General features: G+C 73.7%; 20 protein-coding genes. 8 read left to right on the top strand and 12 right to left on the bottom strand.

The window, feature by feature from the left end; genetic code table 11:
• Positions 1-28: 28 nt before the first annotated feature.
• Positions 29-2,254, bottom strand: a complete 2,226-nt coding sequence (locus tag ACQUSR_RS26830; protein WP_431045179.1) for a molybdopterin oxidoreductase family protein — start codon at positions 2,252-2,254, stop codon at positions 29-31.
• Positions 2,255-2,353: 99 nt separating this feature from the next.
• Positions 2,354-2,980 carry a TetR/AcrR family transcriptional regulator gene (locus tag ACQUSR_RS26825; protein ID WP_431045178.1) on the bottom strand — a complete coding sequence of 209 codons (627 nt, stop codon included), beginning with the start codon at positions 2,978-2,980 and terminating at the stop codon, positions 2,354-2,356.
• A 132-nt stretch (positions 2,981-3,112) separates the two neighbouring features.
• Between ACQUSR_RS26825 and hmgA the strand changes: the two genes are divergently transcribed.
• From hmgA to ACQUSR_RS26810, 3 genes are read left to right on the top strand one after another with little or no spacing between them, the layout of a single operon-like run.
• A complete protein-coding gene (gene hmgA, locus ACQUSR_RS26820) occupies positions 3,113-4,453 on the top strand; it encodes a homogentisate 1,2-dioxygenase (RefSeq protein ID WP_431045177.1) in 1,341 nt (446 codons plus the stop codon).
• Between the two features lie 21 nt (positions 4,454-4,474).
• Positions 4,475-5,224 (top strand): GntR family transcriptional regulator, encoded by a 750-nt coding sequence (locus ACQUSR_RS26815; protein ID WP_431045176.1) that lies wholly within the window; start codon positions 4,475-4,477, stop codon positions 5,222-5,224.
• Positions 5,225-5,246: 22 nt separating this feature from the next.
• Positions 5,247-6,476, top strand: a complete 1,230-nt coding sequence (locus tag ACQUSR_RS26810) for a type ISP restriction/modification enzyme (RefSeq protein ID WP_431045175.1) — start codon at positions 5,247-5,249, stop codon at positions 6,474-6,476.
• A gap of 235 nt (positions 6,477-6,711) precedes the next feature.
• Here the strand turns inward: ACQUSR_RS26810 and ACQUSR_RS26805 are convergent, their stop codons facing one another.
• Positions 6,712-6,975, bottom strand: a complete 264-nt coding sequence (locus ACQUSR_RS26805; RefSeq protein WP_431045174.1) for a hypothetical protein — start codon at positions 6,973-6,975, stop codon at positions 6,712-6,714.
• A gap of 200 nt (positions 6,976-7,175) precedes the next feature.
• Positions 7,176-7,985 (bottom strand): SGNH/GDSL hydrolase family protein, encoded by an 810-nt coding sequence (locus ACQUSR_RS26800; protein ID WP_431045173.1) that lies wholly within the window; start codon positions 7,983-7,985, stop codon positions 7,176-7,178.
• A 219-nt stretch (positions 7,986-8,204) separates the two neighbouring features.
• Here ACQUSR_RS26800 and ACQUSR_RS26795 point away from each other — a divergent pair, with 219 nt between their 5' ends.
• The 3 genes from ACQUSR_RS26795 (at position 8,205) to ACQUSR_RS26785 (ending at position 11,401) form a co-directional block, all read left to right on the top strand.
• Positions 8,205-9,461, top strand: coding sequence for a S8 family peptidase (locus ACQUSR_RS26795; protein ID WP_431045172.1), 1,257 nt, complete (start codon positions 8,205-8,207; stop codon positions 9,459-9,461).
• A 129-nt stretch (positions 9,462-9,590) separates the two neighbouring features.
• Positions 9,591-10,679: a DUF5925 domain-containing protein gene (locus tag ACQUSR_RS26790; protein WP_431045171.1), complete on the top strand. Its 1,089-nt coding sequence runs from the start codon at positions 9,591-9,593 to the stop codon at positions 10,677-10,679.
• Between the two features lie 131 nt (positions 10,680-10,810).
• Positions 10,811-11,401: a hypothetical protein gene (locus ACQUSR_RS26785; protein WP_431045170.1), complete on the top strand. Its 591-nt coding sequence runs from the start codon at positions 10,811-10,813 to the stop codon at positions 11,399-11,401.
• 19 nt (positions 11,402-11,420) lie between these two features.
• Here ACQUSR_RS26785 and ddaH read toward each other — a convergent pair whose 3' ends face one another.
• From ddaH to ACQUSR_RS26750, 7 genes are all read right to left on the bottom strand, one after another.
• The gene (ddaH, locus tag ACQUSR_RS26780; protein ID WP_431045169.1) at positions 11,421-12,197 is read right to left on the bottom strand and encodes a dimethylargininase; all 777 of its coding nucleotides are present in this window, start codon (positions 12,195-12,197) and stop codon (positions 11,421-11,423) included.
• 53 nt (positions 12,198-12,250) lie between these two features.
• Positions 12,251-12,628 carry a GntR family transcriptional regulator gene (locus ACQUSR_RS26775; protein ID WP_431045168.1) on the bottom strand — a complete coding sequence of 126 codons (378 nt, stop codon included), beginning with the start codon at positions 12,626-12,628 and terminating at the stop codon, positions 12,251-12,253.
• A gap of 77 nt (positions 12,629-12,705) precedes the next feature.
• The gene (locus ACQUSR_RS26770) at positions 12,706-13,920 is read right to left on the bottom strand and encodes a type III PLP-dependent enzyme (protein WP_431045167.1); all 1,215 of its coding nucleotides are present in this window, start codon (positions 13,918-13,920) and stop codon (positions 12,706-12,708) included.
• The gene (locus tag ACQUSR_RS26765; protein WP_431045166.1) at positions 13,910-15,616 is read right to left on the bottom strand and encodes an IucA/IucC family protein; all 1,707 of its coding nucleotides are present in this window, start codon (positions 15,614-15,616) and stop codon (positions 13,910-13,912) included. Before ACQUSR_RS26765 ends, ACQUSR_RS26770 begins: the two co-directional genes overlap by 11 nt.
• 34 nt (positions 15,617-15,650) lie before the next feature.
• Positions 15,651-17,573: an IucA/IucC family protein gene (locus ACQUSR_RS26760; RefSeq protein ID WP_431045165.1), complete on the bottom strand. Its 1,923-nt coding sequence runs from the start codon at positions 17,571-17,573 to the stop codon at positions 15,651-15,653.
• Positions 17,555-18,826, bottom strand: coding sequence for an ATP-grasp domain-containing protein (locus ACQUSR_RS26755; protein WP_431045164.1), 1,272 nt, complete (start codon positions 18,824-18,826; stop codon positions 17,555-17,557). The genes ACQUSR_RS26760 and ACQUSR_RS26755 overlap by 19 nt, the downstream gene beginning before the upstream one ends.
• A gap of 97 nt (positions 18,827-18,923) precedes the next feature.
• Positions 18,924-20,564 (bottom strand): carboxyl transferase domain-containing protein, encoded by a 1,641-nt coding sequence (locus ACQUSR_RS26750; RefSeq protein ID WP_431045163.1) that lies wholly within the window; start codon positions 20,562-20,564, stop codon positions 18,924-18,926.
• Between the two features lie 167 nt (positions 20,565-20,731).
• On the opposite strand from ACQUSR_RS26750, the gene ACQUSR_RS26745 reads away from it, so the two are divergent.
• Positions 20,732-21,742: a lytic polysaccharide monooxygenase auxiliary activity family 9 protein gene (locus ACQUSR_RS26745; RefSeq protein ID WP_431045162.1), complete on the top strand. Its 1,011-nt coding sequence runs from the start codon at positions 20,732-20,734 to the stop codon at positions 21,740-21,742.
• 123 nt (positions 21,743-21,865) lie between these two features.
• Here ACQUSR_RS26745 and ACQUSR_RS26740 read toward each other — a convergent pair whose 3' ends face one another.
• Positions 21,866-22,405, bottom strand: coding sequence for a MarR family winged helix-turn-helix transcriptional regulator (locus ACQUSR_RS26740; protein WP_431045161.1), 540 nt, complete (start codon positions 22,403-22,405; stop codon positions 21,866-21,868).
• Between the two features lie 143 nt (positions 22,406-22,548).
• On the opposite strand from ACQUSR_RS26740, the gene ACQUSR_RS26735 reads away from it, so the two are divergent.
• Positions 22,549-22,959 (top strand): organic hydroperoxide resistance protein, encoded by a 411-nt coding sequence (locus ACQUSR_RS26735; RefSeq protein ID WP_431045160.1) that lies wholly within the window; start codon positions 22,549-22,551, stop codon positions 22,957-22,959.
• The last annotated feature ends 278 nt before the right edge of the window (positions 22,960-23,237 follow it).

The raw sequence follows: 23,237 nt of genomic DNA, 5'->3' as shown, positions 1-23,237 counted from the left end.
CCAGGTCAGGTGAGGGGTGTGGACTGGATCAAGTGAGGGGCGTCAGCTGGACCGGGTAGCCGTTGAGGACCGCGGTGCCCGACAGCGGGTCCAGCCGCGAGCCGTCCAGCAGCTGGTTGACGTTCACGCCCGCGTGGTCCGCCGCCACCGCCGTCCGGGTGCCGGGCCGGTCGTGGCCCCAGCCGTGCGGCAGGCTCACCACTCCGGCCCGTACCGTGTCGGTGATCTCGACCGGCACCTCCAGCTCGCCACCGTCGCCCTTGATCCGGGCCCGCCCGCCGTCGGCCAGACCGAGCCGGGCCGCGTCCTGCGGATGCACCTGGAGGGTGCAGCGGTTGCTGCCGCCGACGAGCGCGGGGACGTTGTGCATCCAGCTGTTGTTGGAGCGCAGATGGCGGCGGCCGATCAGGACCAGTTGGCCGGCGGTCCGGCCGGCGAGCGCGCGGCGCAGCCGCGGGACATCGGCGGCGATCGGTTCCGGGCAGAGTTCGACCGTTCCGCTGCGGGTCCTGAGCAGGGCGGGGATACGGGGGCGCAGCGGCCCCAGGTCGATGCCGTGCGGGTGGGCGAGGAGCCGGTCCAGGCTCAGGCCCTGCGGGTCGGCGCCGAAGCCGTCCCCGTACGGGCCGAGCCGCAGCATCATGTCCAACCGCCGCTCGGCGCCGGACTCCCCGGTGAGCTCGGCGCTCAGCTCCGCGGGAACGCGGCCGTGGACGGGCGAGAGCGGGTCGGCGACGGTCTTGCCGAGGGCGGCGTCGACGACCATCGCGTCGACCGGTGCCGGGTCCCCGTCCCGGCCGCTCGCGCACAGCACCAGCCGCGCGAGGATCTCGGCCTCGCTCAGCGCGCCCTCGGCGAGCGGGACGGCGGGGCGGGAGTAGCGGACCTGGTTGCGGACGGCCAGGGCGTTGAAGGCGTAGTCGAAGTGCGGGCTCTGGCTGGGCGGGGGCGGCGGCAGCACGACATGCGCGTGCCGCGAGGTCTCGTTGAGGTACGGGTCGACGCTGACCATGAAGTCCAGCCCGGCCAGCGCCCGGTCCAGCCGGTCCCCGTCCGGGGCGGACAGCACGGGGTTGGCACCGGCCACGACCACCGCCCGGACCTGGCCGTCCCCCGGCGTCTCGATCTCCTCCGCGAGCGCGACCGCGGGCAGCTCGGACTTGGCCTCGGGGTGGCCGCCGACCCGGCTGTGCCAGCGGCCGAGTGCGAAGCCCTTGCCCGGCCCGGGCGGGCGCTCGGCGCGGGCGGTGGCCGCGAGCGGGAACATGAGGCCGCCGGGCCGGTCGAGATTGCCGGTGAGGATGTTCAGCACGTCCACCAGCCAGCTGGTGAGCGTGCCGAATTCGACCGTGCAGCTGCCCAGCCGCCCGTAGACCGCGGCCCGTTCAGCCGCGGCGAGTTCGCGGGCGAGCGTGCGGATCTCGCCGGCGGGCACGTCGCATGCCTCGGCGACGGCCTCGGGGGTGAAGTCCGCCGCCAGCCCGCGGACCTCCTCGACTCCGGTGACGTGGCCGGCCAGATCGCCGAGGTCCACCAGGTCCTCGGCGAAGAGCACCTGCACCATGGCGAAGAGCAGCAGCGCGTCCGCGCCGGGGCGTACGGGCACGTGCCTGTCAGCCATCTTGGCGGTACGGGTGCGCCGCGGGTCGAGCACGGTGATCCGCCCGCCGCGCCGCCGGATCGCCTTGAGCTTGCCGGGGAAGTCGGGGGCGGTGCACAGGCTGCCGTTGGAGTCGACCGGGTTGGCGCCGATGATCAGCAGGTGGTCGGTGCGGTCCAGATCGGGGACGGGCAGGGCGTTCGCGTCCCCGTAGAGCAGCCCGCTGGAGACGTGCTTGGGCATCTGGTCGAGGGTGCTGGCGGTGAAGACGTTGCGGGTGCCCAGCGCCCCGATCAGCAGGGGTGGGTAGAGGCCGCCGGCCACGGTGTGCACCATGGGGTTGCCGAGCATCACGGCGGTCGCCTGCGGACCGTACGCCCGCGACACCGCGCGCAGCCCGGTGCGCACGGCCGCGAACGCCTCGTCCCAGGTCGCCTCCGCCAGCCGCCCTGCGCGCCGCACCAGGGGCCGCCGCAGCCGGTCCGGGTCCGCGTCCAGGGCGCCGAAGGCGGCGCCCTTGGGGCAGATGAAGCCCCGGCTGAACACGTCGTCGCGGTCCCCGCGCGCCGCTGTGACCCTGCTGCCCTCGACGGTCAGGCTGAGTCCGCAGGTGGCCTCGCAGAGCGGGCAGACGCGCAGGGCGGTACGGCTCATCGGTCCCTCCCGGGGACGTGGCGGCAGCGGTGACGCGGCTTTGACCATACCGGTCGGTATGCACCGCGGGAACCTGCGCCCCGGATTCCCGTCCGGTGATCAGTCCAACACCCGGGCCAGGTAGGCGCGCAGCAGCTCCTTGGTCTCGGCCACGATGACGGGGTCGCCTTCCGGGTCGGCCCGGAAGGCGAGCCTCAGCAGCGCGTCCGCCGCCTCGACCGCCAGCAGGACGGCGACCCTCAGCCGCTCGCCCTGCTCGCCGGACTCGTCCAGGCCCAGCCGCCGGGTGAGCAGTGCGCGCAGCCGGTCCGCGACCAGATGGTTGGGCTGGTCCGCCGGCGCGGTGGCGGGCACCGACGTACCGAACTCGATCAGCGCGAAGCCGGGCGCCCCGCGCTTCATCGCCAGGTACTCGTCGACCACCACCTCGATGGCCTGGCGCCAGTCGCCGCCGCCGGCGACGCCCGAGGCGGCCAGCGCGGCGTCGATCCGGGCCGCGTACCGGTCCAGGTTGCGCTGTGCGAGCGCCTCGGCCAGCGCGCGTTTGTTGTCGAAGAAGCGGTAGACCGAGCCGATGGGGACACCGGCGCGGGCGGCGACGGCGCGGGTGCTCAGCTCTTCGTAGCCGGTCTCGTCGAGGAGCTCGGCGCAGGCGTCGAGGATCCTGCCGAGGCGTTCTGCGCTGCGCCGTTGAACGGGCGCGCGGCGGAGGTGCGAGGTGGACACCGTCCCATCCTGCCCGCCCCCGGCCCCCGTGGCGCCCCCCTCGTACGGCTTGATCCGATCGGGCGTCGTTGACGCGCACCCCAACGATTCCTATGGTCTGACATAGGAATCGTTGAGCGGCGGGAGCGGGCGATGAGCGGTACGGACACGGGCAGTGACCGGGCGAGGAAGACGGCGGAGGCGCTGACGTACTCCCCGGGATTCGGCAACGAGCACAGCAGCGAGGCCGTTCCCGGCGCGCTGCCCATCGGGCGGAACTCCCCCCAGCGCGCGCCGCTGGGGCTGTACGCCGAGCAGCTGAGCGGCAGCGCGTTCACCGAGCCGCGCGGCCACAACCGCCGCTCCTGGCTGTACCGCGTCCGGCCCTCGGCGGCGCACCCGCCCTTCGTGCGGATCGACAACGGCGGGCTGAGCGGCGCGCCCTTCACCGAGGGCGTCGCCGACCCCAACCGGCTGCGCTGGGACCCGCTGCCGGAGCCCGCCGCGGGCACCGACTTCCTGGCCGGGCTGTGGACCCTGGGCGGCAACGGTGACGCGGCCCAGCGCGGCGGGATGGCCATCCATCTGTACGCCGCCAACGCGTCCATGACCGACCGGGTCTTCAGCGACGCCGACGGCGAACTGCTGATCGTCCCCGAGCGCGGCGGGCTGCTGCTGCGCACCGAATTCGGCCTGCTGCGCGCCGAGCCGGGGCATGTGGCGCTGATCCCGCGCGGGGTGCGGTTCCGCGTCGAACTGCTCGACGCCGACGCGCGCGGGTACGTCTGCGAGAACTACGGCCGGCCGTTCACCCTCCCCGACCTCGGCCCGATCGGCGCCAACGGGCTGGCCAACGCACGGGACTTCCTCGCCCCGGTCGCCGCCTACGAGGACGTCGAGGGCCCGGTCCAGGTGGTCAACAAGTTCTGCAACAACCTTTGGTCGGCCACCTACGACCACTCCCCGCTGGACGTCGTCGCCTGGCACGGCAACCACGTGCCGTACGTGTACGACCTGCGCCGCTTCAACGTCATCGGCAGCATCAGCTACGACCACCCGGACCCGTCCATCTTCACGGTGCTCACCTCGCCGTCGGACACCCCCGGGCTCGCGGGCGTGGACTTCGTGGTCTTCGCGCCGCGCTGGCTGGTGGGCGAGGACACCTTCCGGCCGCCGTACTTCCATCGCAACGTCATGAGCGAGTACATGGGCCTGATCGAGGGCGCGTACGACGCCAAGCAGGCCGGTAAGGGGGGTTTCGTCCCCGGCGGCGGGTCACTGCACAACATGATGTCGGCGCACGGCCCGGACCGGGAGACCTTCGACCGGGCGAGCGTGGCCGAGCTCCACCCGCAGCGGATCGACGACGGGCTGGCCTTCATGTTCGAGACGCGGTGGCCCGTCACGCTCACCCGGCAGGCGTCCGGGGCCGACCACCTCCAGACGCGTTACGACGACGTGTGGCAGGGTCTGGAGCGCCATTTCCGCCCGTGACCGTGACCGGAGGCCGCCGCCATGACCACCTTCGCCCCCGACTCACTCGCCCTGAACCGCAAGCTCCCGCTCTGGTACCAGGTCTCGCAGTCCCTGCGCGCCTCGATACTGGGCCGCCGCCCGGACGAGCCGCTGCGGCTGCCGACCGAGGACCGGCTCGCCGAGCACTACGGCGTGAGCGTGCTCACCATGCGGCAGGCGCTGAAGGAGCTGGAGGCGGAGGGGCTCATCAGCCGGCACCGGCGGCGGGGCACGTTCATCGAGCCGAACGCCCGGCGCGGCGCGCCGGTGCGGCTGCTCGGCTCGGTGGACGCGATCGTGGCGCAGCAGTCGGGCGACCGCACGGTGGTGCTGGGGCACGGTCCGGAGCCGGTCCCCGCCGAACTGGCCGAGCACTTCCCCGACCTGGCGGAGGCGATGGCCTACCGGCGGCTGCGCTCGGACGGGCAGAGCGGTGAGCCGACCAACTGGGCGGAGAACCTGGTCCGTCCCGAACTCGCCGAGCGCATCGACCTGGCCGACCTCGCCCGGTGGCCGATGACCAAGGTGCTGCGGGACGCGGTGGGGGTGCGGATCAGCCGGATCACGGACACGGTGGAGGCGCGGCTGGCGGATCCGGAGACGGCCCGGCTGCTGGACGTCCCCCTCCTCAGCCCGATCCTGCACTACACGGGGGTGACGTACGACGAGGACGGGCGGGTGGTGGACGTGGCGCGGATCCGGTACCGGGGGGACCGGTTCTCCTTCACCGTGACGGTCGACGCACACTGAATGCTTCGGGGCCATCGATACCATGCGCCGCGTGACAGGGAACCCGCCGCTGCTGGCCGATCTCATGCCCTGGTCCGTCGCGCCCCTGCGGCTCGGACGCGCGTGGGTCATGGGCCCCGACGCCGCCTCGCTGACTCGGCGGTGGGACCGGCTGATGGCCGCCGACGGGGCCGGGCGCGCGGCACTGTTCCGGCCGAGCCGGGCCCGTACGCCGCACGTCACCGTCCCCCAACTGCCGGGGCAGCGCACGTCCACGGTCCCGCTGGCGGCCGAGGACGGCCGGTGCCCGGAGCCGGTGCGGGTCGCGCACGGGCCGTTCGACCGGCTGTGGCTGATACCGGATCACCGGCTGATCGACGCGGCCCGCCCGGAGCTGTGGCGGGTCACCGACGCGCACCAGTTGTTCGCCGTCGAGACGGGTGCCGCCGCCGGCGGCGGCAGCGGTCCGCTGGACCCGGGCCTGTCCTTCTCCGCGCTGCTGCCCGACGGCCATGCCCCCGCCGGTCGCCCCGGGCGGATCCGCCCGCTGTACCGGCGCCCCGGCGGCCGCGAGCCCAATCTGGCGCCCGGGCTGCTGGAGCGTCTCGGCCGGCGGCTGGGCTGCCCGGTCACCGCCGAGCAGGTTCTCGCGTGGGTCGCCGCGGCCGCCGGGCCCGCCCGGGGCGCCCCGGGGTGCGCCGTTCCGCTCACCGCCGACCCCGGGGTGTGGGAGTCGGGGGTGGCACTGGGCCGGCGGATGCTGTGGCTGTACACGCGAGGGCACGGCGGTGAGCGGCCGCGGCTGCCGGGCGGACAGCGGCCGTACGTACGGGCGGCGCTCCCGGCCCGGCCGCTCCCCGGCGAGCTGGCCTACGACCCCGAGGAGCGGATGCTGCGTATGGGGACCGGCCTCATCGGGCCGGTGGCGCACGGCGCGTGGGAGGCGCACGCGAGCGGTGCGCGGGTGCTGGAGACCTGGTTCGAGCGGCGTACGCGGCCGGCCGAGCCGGACATGCTGGAGGCCATCGGCCCGCCGGGGTGGCCTCAGGAGTGGACCTCGGAGCTGCTGGAGCTGATCACCGTGGTGACGCTGCTGGCCGAACTGGCCCCGCGGCGGCGGGAACTGGCAGAGCGGCTCGCGGACGGGCCGCGGCTGAGCGCGGCGGAACTCCGGGAGGCGGGGGTGCTGCCGGTCCCGCACCGGGCACGTCGGCCCGCGTCCGTGCTGGACCATCACGAGGAGGGTCCGGGCGGGCAGTTCGCGCTGCTCTGATCGGCACTGTTCCGCCGTGATCGGCGCCGCGGTGGGGATCCGCGTCGCCCCGCACGGCCAGCACCGTGGGCTGTCCCGCACGGGCGGCACCGTGTTACGTGCGCGCGAGTGCCCGCGCGCACGTACGGCGTGGTATCCGGGCGGACAGCTCGGAACAACCGGCTGGGAGCGGAACCGGCTTCCCCCTGTGCCCGGGATGGTCGGCGGACGCCGGCGGGGTCGGCCCCGCCGGGGTTCAGCCGCGGTTGCCGAACAGGGAACGCCGCAGCCGCCGCAACGGGGCGAACAGCGAGACCCGGGCGCTCCGGCTCTCCCTCCTGCGCACGTGGTCGCGGGTGGTCAGCTCCTGCATCAGCACCGTGGCGCCTTCCGCCTTCTGCCGCGGCACGGCAGGGCCGCCGAGCACGGCGAGATGGCGGTCCAGGCGCGCACTCGACGCACCGCTCCCGCAGTTGATGGCAGGCACCCGTGGCCTGCTGCGAACCGTTATCTGCTCCATGACACTCCCCACCCGTACGAAGGCACCCGCCCCGGGCAGAGTAACCCTACCTCCCCGAATCGTCACCCGCGCATCCCAGGCTGTGGATTCACCGCGACGTCAAGGGTGTTGACATACGTAGCACGGACACACGTACCACGAAGGAGGCCCCGGTGCCGACGTACGGGGCCTCCTCGCTCATGTGCAAGGGCGCACCGGGGTCAGGCCGCCGCGTTGAACACCGGGAGGTAGGCGCCGGACTGGCCGGCCGCCGTCGGGTGGTAGGAGTCGGTGATGTTGAGCCATTCCAGGCTGTGCAGCCACGAGTCGCCGGAGCAGATCTCGTGTCCGCCGAACGCCGAGGCGACCCCGGCGTAGGTGAAGCCGTGGTCCGCGGCGCGCTTGGCGGTAACGGAGTTGAGGTAGTCGGCCGCGTCGTTGATCGCGGCCCGCTTGGTCTCGCTCAGCCCCGCCGCGCAACTGCCGCCCAGCTTGTAGAAGCGGGGGTAGCCGAGGACCACGACCTCGGCGTTGGGTGCCTTGGCGCGGATCGCGTCGTAGGTGGTGTCGAGCTTGCCCGGCAGCGTGTTGGTGGCATACGCGCGCGCCTGGGCGATGCGGTCGAGGCAGCCGCTGTCGGAGCTGAGGACACAGGTCGTCATCACGTCGGCGAAGCCCGCGTCGTTGCCGCCGATGCTGATGCTGACCAGGCCGGTACCGCTGTTCAGCGGGCCGAGTTGCCTGGCGACGACGTCGTCGGTGCGGGCGCCGGAGCAGGCGGTGAAGTGGAAGCTGGCGGGGGCGTGGGCGTTGGCCCAGAGCACGGGGTACGCCTTGGTGCTGCGCCGGCAGTCGCCGCTGGCGCTGTCGTAGCTGCCCGCGCCGACGCCGGATGAGTAGGAGTCACCGAGCGCGACATAGGCGGGTCCCGCCGCCGTCTCCGACGCGTGCGCCGCGTTCGCCCCGGTGAGGGCGAGGACGGAACCGAGGATGAGGGAACACGCCGCGGCCATGAAGCGGGGCAGTTTCATCGAACCTCCCTGAGCTGGGTCTCCGCTGTCTCCGTTCATTGCGGATTGATGACATGGATATGTCATCCCGCAGATCTCTTTGTTCTATGCGCATCGACGGGGAAACTTTGAACTTGAACGAGGCCGGGTCCACCGGCCTCCGACATGCGCACGCTCCGTGCGCAGCCCCCCACTTGCGCGCGCACCACGGCGCGCCACCGATGAGGAGGACCCCTCGCGATGGCAGTGATGCGTACCACCACGGGCACCACAGGCACCACTGGCACCACGCGCACCACACACCCCACACGGAAGCTGTCGGCGGCGCTCGTCGCAGCGGCGGCCGCCACCGTCCTCGGCGCGGTCACCGCGCTCCCCGCGGACGCGGCACCCGCGGAAGGCGTCGTCATCGGCGCCGACTCCCCCGACGCGGTCAAGGGCAGCTACATCGTCACGCTGGACAAGAGCACCGGCCTCAAGGCCGCCTCGGCAGAAGGAAAGAGCCTGATATCCGGGTACGGCGGCAAGGTGGAGCGCACGTACCGGGCCGCGCTGAACGGCTACGCGGCCAGACTGACGGAGCGCCAGGCACGCAGACTCGCCGCCGATCCGGCGGTCGACCAGGTGATCCAGGACACCCGGGTCTCCATCGACGCGACCCAGACCAACCCGCCGTCCTGGGGCCTGGACCGGATCGACCAGACCAGCCTGCCGCTGGACAGGAAGTACACGTACCCGGACAGCGCGGGCAGCGGTGCCACCATCTACGTCATCGACACCGGCGTCCGCGTCAGCCACAGCGACTTCGGCGGCCGGGCCGTCAACGGCTATGACGCCGTGGACAACGACAACGTCGCCCAGGACGGCAACGGCCATGGCACGCACGTCGCCTCGACCTCCGCCGGCACCGGCTACGGCGTCGCCAAGAAGGCCAGGATCGTCGCCGTCCGGGTGCTGAACAACAGCGGCTCGGGCACCACGGCCCAGGTGGTCGCGGGCATCGACTGGGTCACCCGGAACCACAGCGGCCCGTCGGTGGCCAACATGTCCCTGGGCGGCGGCGCCAGCACCGCCCTGGACAACGCGGTCAAGAACTCCGTCGCCAGCGGCGTCACCTACGCGGTGGCCGCCGGCAATTCGGGAGCGGACGCGAACGGCTACTCCCCCGCCCGCGTCCCCGAGGCCATCACCGTCGGCGCCACCACCAGCGGCGACGCCCGCGCCGGCTACTCCAACTACGGCTCACGGCTGGACATCTTCGCCCCCGGCTCCGGCATCACGGCGGCCTGGCGCACCTCGGACACGGCGACCAACACCATCTCCGGCACCTCGATGGCCACCCCGCACGTCGCGGGCGCGGCCGCCGTCTACCTGTCCGGGCACACCGGCGCCAGCCCCGCCCAGGTGGCCTCGGCGCTGGTGAACGGCGCGACCTCGGGCAAGGTCACCAGTCCCGGCACGGGCTCGCCCAACAAGCTCCTCAAGATCGTGCAGTAACGGTTCACCACGCCGCCTGAACGCCTCGGCGAGCGTGCGTACGGAGCAGTGGGCGCCCACTGCTCCGTACGGCCCCCGGGACCGTAAAAAGATGTACGCGGACGGGCTGATTGCCGGATCATGGCGTGCATGTGCCCCGAGAAGTCCCTGCCGATCCGGCTGAACATGGACGACAGCGATTCGCCGTCGGATGTCGTCGACGCCCTGTTCCTGGGGCGGTTCGCCAACGGCGAGCAGCCGTTCGCCCGCAGCCACTCGGTGGACCGGGTGCGGTCCGGCGCCAGCCTGCTGCCGCCCGGTGCGGCGGTGCTGCGCTCGGCGCGGGACGACGACCGCAGCGCGACCCTCGCGGAGGGCGACGGCTGGACGGTGCTGGTCTCGCGGTGGAACCGGGGCGCCGACGTGACCGTGACCGCGGTCGGCGAGGAGCTGGCCGAGCGGGTGCTGCGCCAGGCGGTGGACGGCGCCGAGGACGAGCCGGAACCGCAGCCCGAGAACGTCACCATGGGGTTCTGGTACGTCTCGCCGCGCCGCGGCCCGTACCGCACCACCCGGCAGATCTCCGCCGGCACCTGGGAGGAGATCCGCGGCAACTACACGGCGCCGGTCGCGGACGCCATGGACGCGCTGATGAAGGTCACCCCGGACGACATCGCGGGCCGGCTGCTGCTCCTGCACGGGCCGCCCGGCACCGGCAAGACCTCGGCGCTGCGCACACTGGCCCGCTCCTGGCGGGACTGGTGCCAGGTGGACTGCGTGCTGGACCCGGAGCGGCTCTTCAACGACGTCGGTTATCTGATGGACATCGCCATCGGCGAGGACGAGGGCACCGGCGGCGGGCGCTGGCGGCTGCTGCTGCTCGAGGACTGCGACGAGCTGATCCGCGGCGAGGCCCGGCACGCGGCGGGGCAGGCGCTGTCCCGGCTGCTCAACCTCACCGACGGGCTGCTGGGGCAGGGCCGCAACGTGCTCGTGGGCGTGACGACCAACGAGGACCTGGAGCGGCTGCACCCGGCCGTGGTGCGCCCCGGCCGCTGCCTGGCCCGGATCGAGGTGGGCGCTCTCACCCGGGCGGAGGCGGTGCGCTGGCTCGGCCGCGCGGACGGGGTCGGCCGCGACGGGGCGACGCTGGCCGAGCTGTTCGCGCTGCGCAGGGGCACGGGTCCGGCATCGGTGCCGCCCCAGCCCGGGCAGGCGGACGCCGGACTCTATCTCTGAGCCGAGACGGTCTCCGCGGGGCCGGTACGCGCAACGGCCTAGCCCGGCGTGCGGGGCGCCCCCGCCCTGTACAGGCTGCTCCTGATCGCCCCTTCACCGGTTCACCGCATGCACCGAACAGGAGCCGCACCATGCGCGTACGCCCTCTGGCCGCCTCGCTCCCTCTGGCCGCTCTCACCGCGATGGCGCTCGCCACGGGCCCGGGCGCCCACGCCACCCAGGACCCGCAACGCCACCCCAGGCACCCCGGCGACCAGTTCAAACACGACGTGGCCGTGGCGCGCAAGGCCACCGCGAGGTTCCGCGACGAGAAGAAGGCCGTCGCCGCGGGCTACAAGCACACCGACATCTGCATCAAGTCGGATGAGGGCGCGATGGGCTACCACTACGTCAAGGACGAGTACATCGGGTCCACCGATCCCGCGAAGCCCGCCATGCTCGTCTACCTGCCCGCCAAGGGCAAGCACGCGAAGCGCAAGCTCGGTGCTGTGGAGTGGGTCGTCTGGGACAAGGACAACAACGTCAACACCGACGACGACCGTCCGCGCATCCTGGGCCGCGGGCTGGACGGCCCGATGCCCGGCCACAACCCCGCCATGCCGGTCCACTACGACCTGCACGCCTGGATCTGGCACAAGAACCCGAACGGGATGACGGCGATGTGGCACCCCAAGGTGCGCTGCCCGAAGGCCAAGAAGCCCGGCGACCCCGGGCACTACTGATCCGGCCCCCCTGCCGGCGCTACTCGTAGAGCTCCCGCAGCCGCACGGACAGACACGTCACGCAGCCTTCGAGCTTCTCGAACTCGCTGATGTCCACGAGCACCGGCGTGTAGCCGAGATCGGTGAACATCCGGGCGCTGCGCGGCGCGCTGGCGGCCATCAGCAGCCTGCCGCCGTCCAGCAGCACCACATGGGCGCCGGACTCCTCGGGCACCGCCAGGAACCGCGGAAACGCGCCGGGGTCGTCGACCAGCGCCGGGTGGCCGATGACCGTGCCGTCCGGGAGCGCGGTGACCGCCGACTTCAGATGCAGGACCTTGGTGACGGGGACGGCGACGACGCGCGCGCCGAGTGGTTCGAAGGCCGCGCGCAGTTGCCGTACCCCATCGGCGTTGGTGCGTCCGCCACGTCCGACGTAGACCGTGTCGCCGATCTTGAGGATGTCGCCGCCGTCGAGGGTGCCCGGTTCCCGGATCCGGTTGACCGAGCAGCCCAGCGCGGTCGCGGTCGCCTCCGCGTCGGCCGTCTCGGGCCTGCGGGAGTCCGCGCCGGGGCGGGCGATCAGCGCGACGTTCCTGTACACGACCATGGTGTCCTCGACGAAGACGCCGTCGGGGCAGTCGTCGGCCGAGGGTACCTCGACGGTCTCCCAGCCGTACGCTTCGAGTGCCGCCACGTACGCCTGCCACTGACGCAGCGCCAGCGCGGCGTCGACCGGTGTGCGGTCGATGTGCGTGACCAGTCCTTCGGCGAGGCGCGGACTCGGCCGCCGGACGAGAGCTTTCCTGCTGGTCATGAGGCTCCTTGCGCGACTGGGGTCCGTCAGTGCTGTGCCGTCGGTGCGTGCCGTCAGTGCTGTTCGTAGACCGCCCGCACCGCGTCCGCCGCGGCGGCGAGCGCGGCGTCCCGGTCCAGGCCGAGCCGGTGTGCCCGCTGCGCGTAGGCCGCGGCGGCGTGAGCCGCCTCGCGCACGGCGGCGTCACCGGCGGCCGCGACGAAGGTGCCGTGCCGGCCGCGGGTCTCGATCACCCCGTCGCCCTCCAGCGCGCGGTACGCCTTGGCGACCGTGTTCGCGGCCAGCCCGAGGTCCTCGGCGAAGCCGCGTACGGTCGGGAGCTTGTAGCCCACCGGCAGCGCGCCGGACCGGGCCTGCTCGGAGATCTGCGCGCGGATCTGCTCGAACGGGGCGGTCGCGGAGTCCGGGTCGACGGTGATGTGCAGGTCCACGGTGGTACTCCCGGGAGGTGTGGGGGGTGGTCGCGACCATTGTGCCGCCGCTCGGCGCTCGCCCGGGTGGCCGCCGGTCAGCGCTCGCCCAGGTAGTGGAAGCCCGGCGCGGGGTGCATCAGGAACTCGTGGTGCGAGATGTTCCACGCGTAGGCCCCCGCGAGGCCGAACGCGACCCGGTCGCCGGCGCGCAGGCGGGTGACGGGCACCCGGCGCGCGAGGATGTCCTTGGGGGTGCACAGCTGGCCGGCCAGGGTCACCGGTTCGTCCCGGACGCCGGGGCGCGGCCAGGTGTGGTCCCACCCGTCGTGCGGCAGGACGCGGAAGGGGTGGTCGTGCTGCTTGGCGGCCGGGGTGCGCAGATGGTGGGTGCCGCCGCGCAGGACGGCGAACGCCTCGCCCCCGCTGTGCCGCACGTCCAGTACCTCGGTGACGTACCAGCCGCAGTAGGCGGTCAGCGAGCGGCCGGGCTCGATCCGCAGCGTCAGTCCGGGGTGCCGGTCGGCGAGGGCGGCCAGGCCCTTGCCGTACGCCGCCCAGTCGAAGCGCTCCGTCGGGCGGGCGTAGTCGACGTGCATGCCGCCGCCGATGTTCACCTCCGTGAGGCCGAGGCCGTGCCGGTCGGACAGGTCCTGGGCCCAGCCGGCGATCCGCTCGGCCAGGGCGAGCTGGGCGGGGGCGTCGAGGCCGCTGGCGAGGTGGGCGTGGATGCCGCGCAGCCGCAGCGGCCGGCCGGCGAGCAGCGGCAGGCAGGCGGTGAGGCGGTCCGGGTCGAGGCCGAAGGGGCTGGGCCGCCCGCCCATGGCGAGGGCGGCACCGTCCAGCGCGCCTTCCCCGGCGGGCAGGTTGACGCGCAGCAGCACATCGACGGCACGACCGGTGCGCCCGTACGGCAGGGCGTCCGCCAGGTCGGCCAGCAGCCGCAGCTCGGACTCGCTCTCCACGTGGACGCGGTGAACGCCGAGTTCCAGGGCGTGCCGCAGTTCGGCCGGGGTCTTGCCGGGGCCGCCGAAGGCCAGGGGCAGTCCGGGCACGGCGCGGTGGACGTGGGCCAGTTCGCCGCCGGAGGCGATCTCGTAGCCGGTGACGTGGGGGGCGAGGGTCCGCAGGATCTCGGGTGCCGGGTTGGCCTTGACCGCGTAGTACAGCTCGACGGCGGGCGGCAGGGCGGCCCGTACCGCCTCGGCGTGCGCGTCCAGTTCCGCCAGGTCGTAGACGTAGGCGGGCAGGGCGTCGGCGGCGAGGCGGGCGGCGAGCGCGCCGACCGGTTCGGTGATCACATCAGGCTCCATGGGCGGGGGCGGCGTCCGTGCCGTACCGGGCGGCTTCGGACAGCAGGTCCGGTGCGAGGGGGTTGCCGATCCGTACGTATCCGGCGTCGCGGTCGGCCTTGCGGACCCAGCGGGTGAGCAGGTTGGCCTTGGCGGGCAGGGGCGCGCCCGCGAGCAGCGCGGTGAGGACGGGCGGGTGGCCGTGTGCCTCGGCGCGCTCGGCCAGTACCCGGCGGACCGCGGTCCACAGCGCGGGTTCGGCCCGCGGATGGGTGTCGGCGAGCGCGGCGAGCACTTCGGCGATGTGGTTGACCAGCAGGCAGTACACGACCCGGTCCCAGCCGCGCTCGGGCTCGTAGGTGAGCGGCCGGGCCACACGCGCGGGCAGTGCGGCCAGGGCGGCGGCGTGGTGCGTGGGCAGCAGCTTGGTGCCTTCGAGGTCGCGGAAGAGGACCTGGCGGGGGGTGCCGGAGGGGTCGACGCCGACGACGACGTTCTGCAGATGGGGTTCGAGGACGACGCCGTGGTCGAGATAGGCGGCCAGCACGGGCGGGACGAGGAGGCCGAGGTAGGCGTTCCACCAGGCGAGGGCGGCTTCGGGGCCCGCGCCGGCCAGCAGCCGGGAGACGTGGGCCGGGCCGGTGGGGTACTCGTCGGCGACGGCCGCCGCGAGCAGTCCGGTCAGACCGGGCCGCAGCCGGGCGGTGAGCCCTTCGCGCACGATGACGCCGAATCCCTCCAGCAGGGCGCGGTCGTCCAGGTCGAGGGCGCGGTAGCCGGGTTCGCGCAGCAGCTCGCAGCCGTCGAAGCGGGCGGCGAGGTCGGTGGCGACGGGTTCCAGCAGCCGGGTGAGGGCGACGGCGCCGGAGAGTTCGTAGTCGGCGTTCTTGCGCAGGCAGTTGGTGATGCGCACCTGGAGGCTGAACTTGAGGAAGTCCCGGCCGTCGTACAGGGTGCGGACCGAGGCGGTCGCCGCGAACTCCCGGCCGCCGGGACCCAGGTCGAGGACGTCGCCGCGGGCGAGCGCGGCGCGCAGCACGGGGTGGTCGCGCAGCATGGCGTACTGCCAGGGGTGGGCGGGCAGCAGCCGGTAGCCGTCGGGGACGTGCCCCTGCCGGTCGAGGACGGTGAGCGCGTCGCGGGTGGCGGCCTCCTCCCGTACCCGGTCGGCGCGTACGGCGAGGTGGTGCAGGGGGAAGCGGGCGCCGGACTCGGGGGCGTAGGCCCGCCACTGCTCGGGGCTTCCGGTGCGGGCCTTGGGGGTGGGATGGAAGCGGTGGCCGAAGACCAGGGACTGCTCGGACTCCAGATACGGGTCGGCGGGCCCGGGGCGGGGCGCCGGGCGGTCCAGGGCGGCACTGACCCCCTGGTGGCTGGCGGCGACCTGCGCCAGGAACTCGTCGTTGGCCACCCCGGTGCGCTGCCGCAGCTCGCGGTGGATGCGGGCGGCGAGGGCATGCCAGGGCAGTTCGGCCCAGCCGTCCGTGCGCTGTTCGGTGACCGGTCCGGTGAACCGGTGGGCGCCGATCAGGGAGGTGCGGCGCAGCGCGACGCGCAGCAGGACGCCGGTGTGCGGCAGGCGCAGCAGCAGGTGGCCGTCGGTCACGGCCGTCTGGCGTTCCCGTCCCGACACCTCGCGCAGCAGGCAGTTGAGGAGGGTGTGGGCGACGGCGTCGTCGGCACCGGCGATCGCCGTGATGGACGAGGTGAGAGGCATCGGGGGCTCCTGCGGGGGCGGGCTGGGAGGGCGGTCATCGGGCGGCTGCCCGCAGGTAGTTCGGTCCGCTGGTGTAGTGCTTGTTGATGTCGGCGGCACCGGAGCGCTCCTTGGGGTAGAGGGAGCCCGCGGTCACCATCGCCTTGACGGGCAGCCGTCCGGCGTCCAGGACGCGGGCGCGCAGCGCGGCACCGGGGGCCTCAGGCCGGCCGTCGAGCTGGTCGACGGCCTCGCCGAGGCGGCGGCGCAGCAGGTTCAGCAGGGGGGCGCGGCCCACCCGGCCGCGTGCGGCGAGCTCGAAGAGCGGGGCGGCGGCGCACAGATGGACGGTGATGGTGGTGAAGACGTCGGTCAGCGCGCCGTCCCCGTCCACCAGGATCCTGCGGTCGTCGAACCCGCCGCAGAGCTCCGCGGCGCGCGCCGGGTCGCCGCCGAGGGCGGCGGCGAGGCGGCCGGGGTGGACGCGCGGCCCGTCGTGGTCCTTGACCAGCAGCCGCAGCCCTGTCTCGTCGAGGACGAGGGAGGTGTTCTGCTGGTGCGCCTCCAGCGCGACGCCGTACGCGAAGAGGGTGGTGTGGACGGCGAACAGCGCGGTGAGGTAGGCGTCGAGGAAGGCGGTGAGGTCGCCGCCGTAGAAGCGGTCGGCGAGCGCGTCGGCGACCAGGGTGCCCTGGGGGGTGGCGGCGAGGAGCGCGGCGACGGGCACGACCTGGCAGTGGTCGAGACCGGCCGGGTAGCGGCGTATGAGCGTGGCCAGGAACTCGTGGTCCGCGTGCAGGCAGGTGGTTTCGTCGGCGAGCAGGAGGGTCCGGGCGAGTACGGGTTCGCGGGCGGTGACCGTCTCCAGCAGCCGCTGCGCCACCGCGCCGTCGGTGAGCGTGCCGGGTTTGATGGTGCGTCTGTTGAGCGCGCCGAGGGTGGCGGTGGGCAGCGGCAGTTTGAGGTGGGTGGCGGGGTCGCGGAGGGTGGCGACGGTGCGGGTGGAGAGGGTGGGGCGTACGTCGATGAAAGCCCGGTCCGCGAGGTGGGCGTCGTCGGCGAGACCGGCGGCGCGCAGGACCGCGGGCAGCGCGCGGCCCACGGTGAGTGGGTGGACGGGCAGCGCGAGGTGGGTGCCGTCCAGGGCGGGCAGCCCGAGGGCACCGGGGGTGGGCCACCAGGCGGGCAGCCGGGCGGGGTCGCCGGTCACGGCCGCGCGGGGCAGCGCGACCCAGCGCAGCACGAAGGCCGGATGGAACTCCGGTGCGTAGGGCGTCAATTGGTCGGCAGTGAGTCCGATGCGCGCCCGGCCGGTGGGGTGGACGGGGTGGCCGCGGAAGGCCGCGAGGGTGTCGTAGGCGAGGGACCCGGCCAGTCCGCGCCAGTGGTCGGCGGGCCGGTCGCCGTGGTCCCGGGCCAGCCGACCGACGACACCGGGGCGGATCCGGTCGTGCAGCCGTAAGGCCGCCAGCTCGGCACGGCATTCGACGGCGAAGGCGTCGTAGCGGTCGTGGTCTTCGGGGGTGGTGATCCGGCGTACGCGGTCCAGGACGGCGTCGAGGGTGTCGAGGGTGGCAGGCGGGGTGAGCGCGGGATCGCCATCCGGCTGGTGCTCGGCATACGGGAGACGTACCACCAGGTCGCCCTGGAAGCCGTCGGGGCCGACCGGCAGCAGCAGGTGCCCGGCCCCCGGGCCCAACGGGACGCGCAGCCAGTCACCGTCGGCACGCCGCAGCGGGCGGGCACGGGTGCGCAGCCCGTAGGCGTCCTCACGCAGGAGGGTGGTGAGCACGCGGCCCAAGAGCGGGGGTTCGTGATCGTCGGGTACGGCTCGGGTGGGCGTGCGGCCGGATGTGGGACGAGGCGCGGGGCCGGGCAGGCTGGACGGGCCGGACACGGGACGAGGCACGGAGCCGGGCGTGAGGTGAGGCGTGGGGCCGGGTACCGGCCGCGGGGGCTTCACGGCACGATCTCCCATCGCTGCGCTGCCAGGAACTCCGCGACGGCCCGGTCGATCCGCTGCTGGTCGGTGCCGGTTGCGCGCAGCACGCCCAGGAAGTCCCGGTTGGTGTGGTGGAGCGGGTGCTCCTCGCCGATCTCCCGCAGCGGGCGGTAGTCCAACCGCACGCCGCCGGTCTCGCGCACGCTCGCGGCGGGGGCGGAAACCAGTCTGCCGCCGCGGTCGGCCGTGACGTACTCCAGGCGGGCCCGCGCGTCGGTCCGCGCGCCGAGGTCGTCCGGCAGCGGTTCGCCGAGGTGGGTACGGAGGATGTGGTCGAAGAGCGGGACACCGAGCAGTCCGGCCAGCACCAGGTCGCACTGGTCGCCTATGGCACGGTAGTTGACCTCGATGAGGCGGGCGCGGTCGCCCTGCACCACGTACTCGGTGTGGCTGGCGCCGAAGCCCACCCCGAGCGCGCGCAGCTGGTCCAGCACCTGGGCGGTGTGCGGCTGCGGCGGCTCGGGGAGCAGCACGAGGCGTTCTTCGATGAAGTGCGGGGGCGGCGACAGCTCGGTGCTGAAGGAGGCGTAGGCGTGCAGGGTACGGCCGTCCCCCAAGGTCTCCAGGGTCCGCAGCGGCCCGTGCAGGAACTCCTCCACGACCAGCGCCTCCCCCGGGCGCCGGGAGCGGATCTCGCGGCAGCGGGCGAGGAGTTCACCGGCGTCGGCGACGAGCCGGACGTCCTCGCTGGCGACGCCCTCGCGGGGTTTGACGACGCACGGGAAAGGCGGGGCGAGGGCGGTGAGCACGGCCGGGTCCTGGGCCGGGCCGAGCTCGGCGGACCAGACGGTGTCGGCGCCCGACTCGGCGAGAGTGCGCCGCAGTTGGGCCTTGTTCTTGGTGCGCAGCGCGGCCCGCCAGTCCTTGCCGGGCAGGCCGAGGAAGTCGGCGGCGAGCGCGGCCTGGGTCTGGAGGTGGTCGCTGTTGCTGAAGACGGCGTCGGGGCGGGCGGGCCCGGCGGCGATCCGGCCGATGACCTCGCGGAAGTCGCGTACGTCGCAGGGCGTGACGGCGAGGTCGGGGAGCAGGCCGCCGGCGGCCGCGTAGCGCCGGTACGCGCGCTCGTGCGCGGCCGGCTGGTCGGTGAGGAGGGTGACGGCCAGCCCGAGCCGGGCGGCGGCGGGCAGGAAGCCCTCGGTGACGGAGTCGGTGGGATTGAGCGCGAGGAGCTGGAGCCGCCGCGTGGCGCGCGGCCGACGCCGGGCCGCGCCGTGATCATTCTCGTGCACAGGGAGAGATTAGGTTAGGCATGCCTAATGCCGCCAATTCGCGGGCGCGACATGCCCGTTTCGCCCCCTTCGCCGTCAACTCTCCTGGAAGGGAACGTCAACCGGGCAACCCTATGGCGCGGTGCCGGGCGCGGCGCGCGGCCAGTCGTTCGCCCTCGTCCTGGGCGCGCAGGTCGGCGAGTTCGGCACCGAGGGCGCGGCCGAGCCGGGCGAGGAAGCCCGTAGGCGACTCGGGGCCGTCGTCTCCGCGCTCGGGGCCGCCGTCTCCGCGCTCGCGGGCGTCGTCTCCGCGCTCGGGGCCGTCGTCTCCGCGCTCGCGGGCGTGCTGTTCACGCTCGCGGGCGTCCTCTTCGACGATACGGTCCACGATGCCGTGGGCGAGCAGATCGGCGGAGCGCACGCCCTGCCGTCCGGCGATCTCGTACGCCCGGTCGGTGGTCCGGTACAGGATCGCGGACGCGCCCTCGGGCGGCAGCGGGGAGAGCCAGGCGTGCCGTGCCGCCAGCACCCGGTCGGCGGGCAGCAGGGCCAGCGCGGCACCGCCCGCACCCTGCCCGAGCAGCAGGCACAGCGTCGGCGCGGGCAGCGTCACCATGTCGGCCAGGCAGCGGGCGATCTCGCCCGCCAGGCCGCCCTCTTCGGCCTCGCGGCTGAGGGCGGCACCCGCGGTGTCCACGACGGTCAGCAGCGGCAACCCCAGTTCGGCGGCGATCCGCATCCCGCGCCGCGCGGTGCGCAGCCCGGCCGGGCCGAGCGCCTGTCCGGGCCCGTCGGCGGGGTGCCGCCCGTCGCGGTCGTGGCCGAGCACGACACAAGGCGTCCCGCCCACCCGCGCCAGGGCGAGCAGCAGCCCCGGATCGTGCTCGCCCGCGCCGGTACCGCTGAGCGGGGTCACATCCTCGGCGGTGGCGCGCAGCAGGGCGCGGATGCCGGGGCGTTCGGGCCGACGCGAACGCCGGATCGACTCCTCGGCGGAGGGCACGCCCACGGGACCGTACTCCGGTCCGCCTGCCCCGGGCTCGGCGGCCGGAGCCGAACCACCCGCTTCGGCGGCGTCCGCCGACAGCACGCGCAGCGCCCGCGCCGTCACCTCCGCCAACTGCTCTGCGGGCAGCACCGCGTCGACCAGTCCGTGCGCCAGCAGGTTCTCGGCGGTCTGCACGCCCGCCGGGAACTCCTCGCCGTACAGCGCCTGGTGCACGCGCGGGCCGAGGAATCCGATCAGGGCACCCGGCTCGGCGGCGGTCACATGGCCCAGCGATCCCCAGGAGGCCAGCACCCCGCCGGTCGTGGGGTGGCGCAGATAGACGAGATAGGGCAGGCCGGCCGCTTTATGCTCCGTGATGGCCGCCGCCACCTTCACCATCTGCAGAAACGCGATCGTGCCCTCCTGCATCCGGGTGCCACCCGACGCGGGCGCGGCGAGCAGCGGCAACCGCTCCCGCGTCGCCCGCTCCACGGCCCGGACCAGCCGCTCCCCCGCCGCGACCCCGATCGATCCGCCCAGAAACCCGAACTCGCCGACGACGACCGCCACCCGCCGCCCCTCGACGCGCCCCTCCCCACTGACCACGGACTCGTCCAGCCCGGTCCGCGCCCGCGCCCGCTCCAGGTCGGCACGGTAGTCGGGGTCGCCGGCGGTGACGGCGACGGGTTCGTCCCAGGACCGCCAGGTCCCCGGGTCGGCCACGGTCTCAATCAACTGACGCGCACCAACGCGCCCGGGCGTTCCGCTCATGGCACCCACCATGCCACGGCGGCCGTTGCGGCGACCGACCTGATCTCAGACTCAGCGCCCCCTTAAGCGGACCATAAGGATCGACCCGCGGGCCTTCTGAGCGGCGAATCGGCCGGTCGGTGCGGCTAGCGTGCTGCTCCCCCACCCCACCTCTGGAGGAGCCCCCCATGCACGTTCGCCGCAAGGCCGCTGCCCGGATCGCCGTGCTCGGCATCGTGTCCATCGCGCTCACCGCGCTGGCCGCCGATCCGGCCGTCGCGCACGGGTCCATGTCGGATCCGGTGAGCCGGGTGGCCGCCTGTTTCGCGGAGGGGCCGGAGAGTCCTGACTCGGCAGCCTGCAAGGCCATGGTGGCGGCCGGCGGGACCCAGCCGCTGTACGACTGGAACGAGGTCAACATCGGCGACGCCGCGGGGCGGCACCGGGAGATCATCCCGGATGGCAAGCTGTGCAGCGCCGGCCGTGAGAAGTACAAGGGGCTGGACCTGCCGCGCGCCGACTGGCCCGCCACGAAGCTCGCCCCCGGTGCGCACTCGTTCAAGTACCGCGCGACCGCCCCGCACCGGGGCACCTTCGAGCTGTACATAACCAAGGTCGGATACGACCCGACGAAGCCGCTGAAGTGGTCGGACCTGGAAGCGAAGCCCTTCGCGAAGGTCACCGACCCCAGGCTGGAGAACGGCAGTTACGTCTTCTCCGGTACGGTCCCGAAGAGGTCCGGCCGCCATCTGATCTACAGCATCTGGCAGCGCTCGGACAGCCCAGAGGCGTTCTACACCTGCTCGGACGTGGTCATGGGCGGCACCTCGGGCAAGGTCCCGGCGTCGGCTCCGGAGGCGCCCAGTGAGGAGCAGATCACCAAGGAAGCCGCCAAGTCGACGGTGGACCACCACGGCCACGGCGGCGACGAGCACGCGGCGCACTCGCGGCAGGCCGAGGCGGAGGGCACGGGCGTCCGGGATGCCGAGGCGGAGGGCACAGACGCCCGGGATGCTGAGGCCCGGAAGGCCGCGGCGCAGCCCGGCAACGCCCCCGCGCCGCAAGGCGAACGCCTCGCTCAGACCGGCGGGGACTCCTCGACCGCGCCCTTGGCGGTCGGCGGCGCCGCCGTCCTCGCCGCGGGTTCCGCGCTGCTCTTCGTGACCGCCCGCCGGCGCGCCGCCCGCAGCCGCGGCTGAGTGAAACCTTCGACAGCCTTCGACAGCCCCTCGATGGCCCCCGATAGACCTTGATAGGCCTTGATAGGCCTTGATGACGTCGCCGTCAGCGCCGCCCCGCGCTGACAGCGACGTCATTCCGCTTCATCCGTCCAGGGCGGAGCTCCCCATGACGGCATCCTCCAGGGCCCCGCCCTCCAGCGCGGAGTCGAGCGCATGGGTCAGCCGGTGCAGCCGGGTCCGCAGCTCGGCCAGCTCGCGCGGGTCCAGGCCGCTGGCGGCGATGACCTTGCGCGGCACGGCCCCGGCGTCCGCCTTGAGCGCCGCGCCCTCCGCGGTCAGCCGGACGTTCACCGAGCGCTCGTCATGGGCGCTGCGCTCCCGCTGCACCAGCCCGGCCGTCTCCATGCGCTTGAGCAGCGGGGAGAGGGTCCCGGAGTCCAGCCGCAGATACTCACCCAGCTGTTTGACCGGCATCTCGCCGTGCTCCCACAGCACGAGCATCGCCAGGTACTGCGGATAGGTGAGCCGGGTCTCACGGAGGACCTGGCGGTACACGCCCCCGAAGGCACGCGAGGCGGCGTGCAGTGCGAAGCAGATCTGCAGGTCGAGACGGAGCAGGTCCTGCTCCTCGGATCCGTCCGGGTGGGGTGCCGGGTCGGTGGTTTCGGGGTGGCGTGCCATGCCCCCAGCGTACCTTTTAGTTGTGCGCAATTAAGTTGTGCACTATCGTTCGAGGTGTTGGCGCGACAAGCACGCGCGGCGACACGCATCAGGCATCAGGCATCACAAACACGCATCACGCATCACAAAGGGGAATGGTCTTCATGGACGCGCTGTACACCGCGGTGGCAACGGCCAACGGCCGCGAGGGACGGGCCGTGAGCTCCGACGGGCAGCTTGACCTGCCGCTGGCCCCGCCGCCGGCCCTTGGCGGCAACGGCCAGGGCACCAACCCGGAGCAGCTCTTCGCCGCCGGTTACGCCGCCTGCTTCGCCGGTGCGCTCGGTGTCGTCGGCCGCCAGGCGAAGATCGACACCAAGGACGCCTCGGTCACCGCCGAGGTCGGCATCGGCAAGGACGAGTCCGGCTTCGGGATCAAGGTGACGCTCCGCGTCGAGCTGCCGGAGTCCCTGCAGGGCGAGACCGGCCGCGACCTGGTCGAGCAGGCCCACCAGGTGTGCCCGTACTCGAAGGCGACCCGCGGCAACATCCCCGTGGAGCTCGTCGTCGAGTAAGTCGCGTACGTCGCGTCACCGGGCGCCGGACAGCCGGCGCGATCCGGTCCGCGTGTTCCCCGCCTCCGCCCCCGCAGGAGGCGGGGAACACGCTTGCGGTCGCCTCGGGTGCCGGCGGACGGCCCGCGCCAGGTCAGGGCCGCCACGCATCGCGCGCCTCCCGCACCGGGTCAGGGCCCGCTGTCGGCCGCGGGCGGTGCCTCGGCGGGGAACGGGACGACACGGTCGCCGACGAGTTCCGGCGCGCGCCGGGCACCCCGACGTGCCGCTGATCGTGC

Source organism: Streptomyces sp. P1-3 (genome assembly GCF_050613155.1).
In the GTDB taxonomy this organism is placed as follows: Bacteria; Actinomycetota; Actinomycetes; order Streptomycetales; family Streptomycetaceae; genus Streptomyces.
This window is presented reverse-complemented; position numbering and strand designations above follow the sequence as displayed.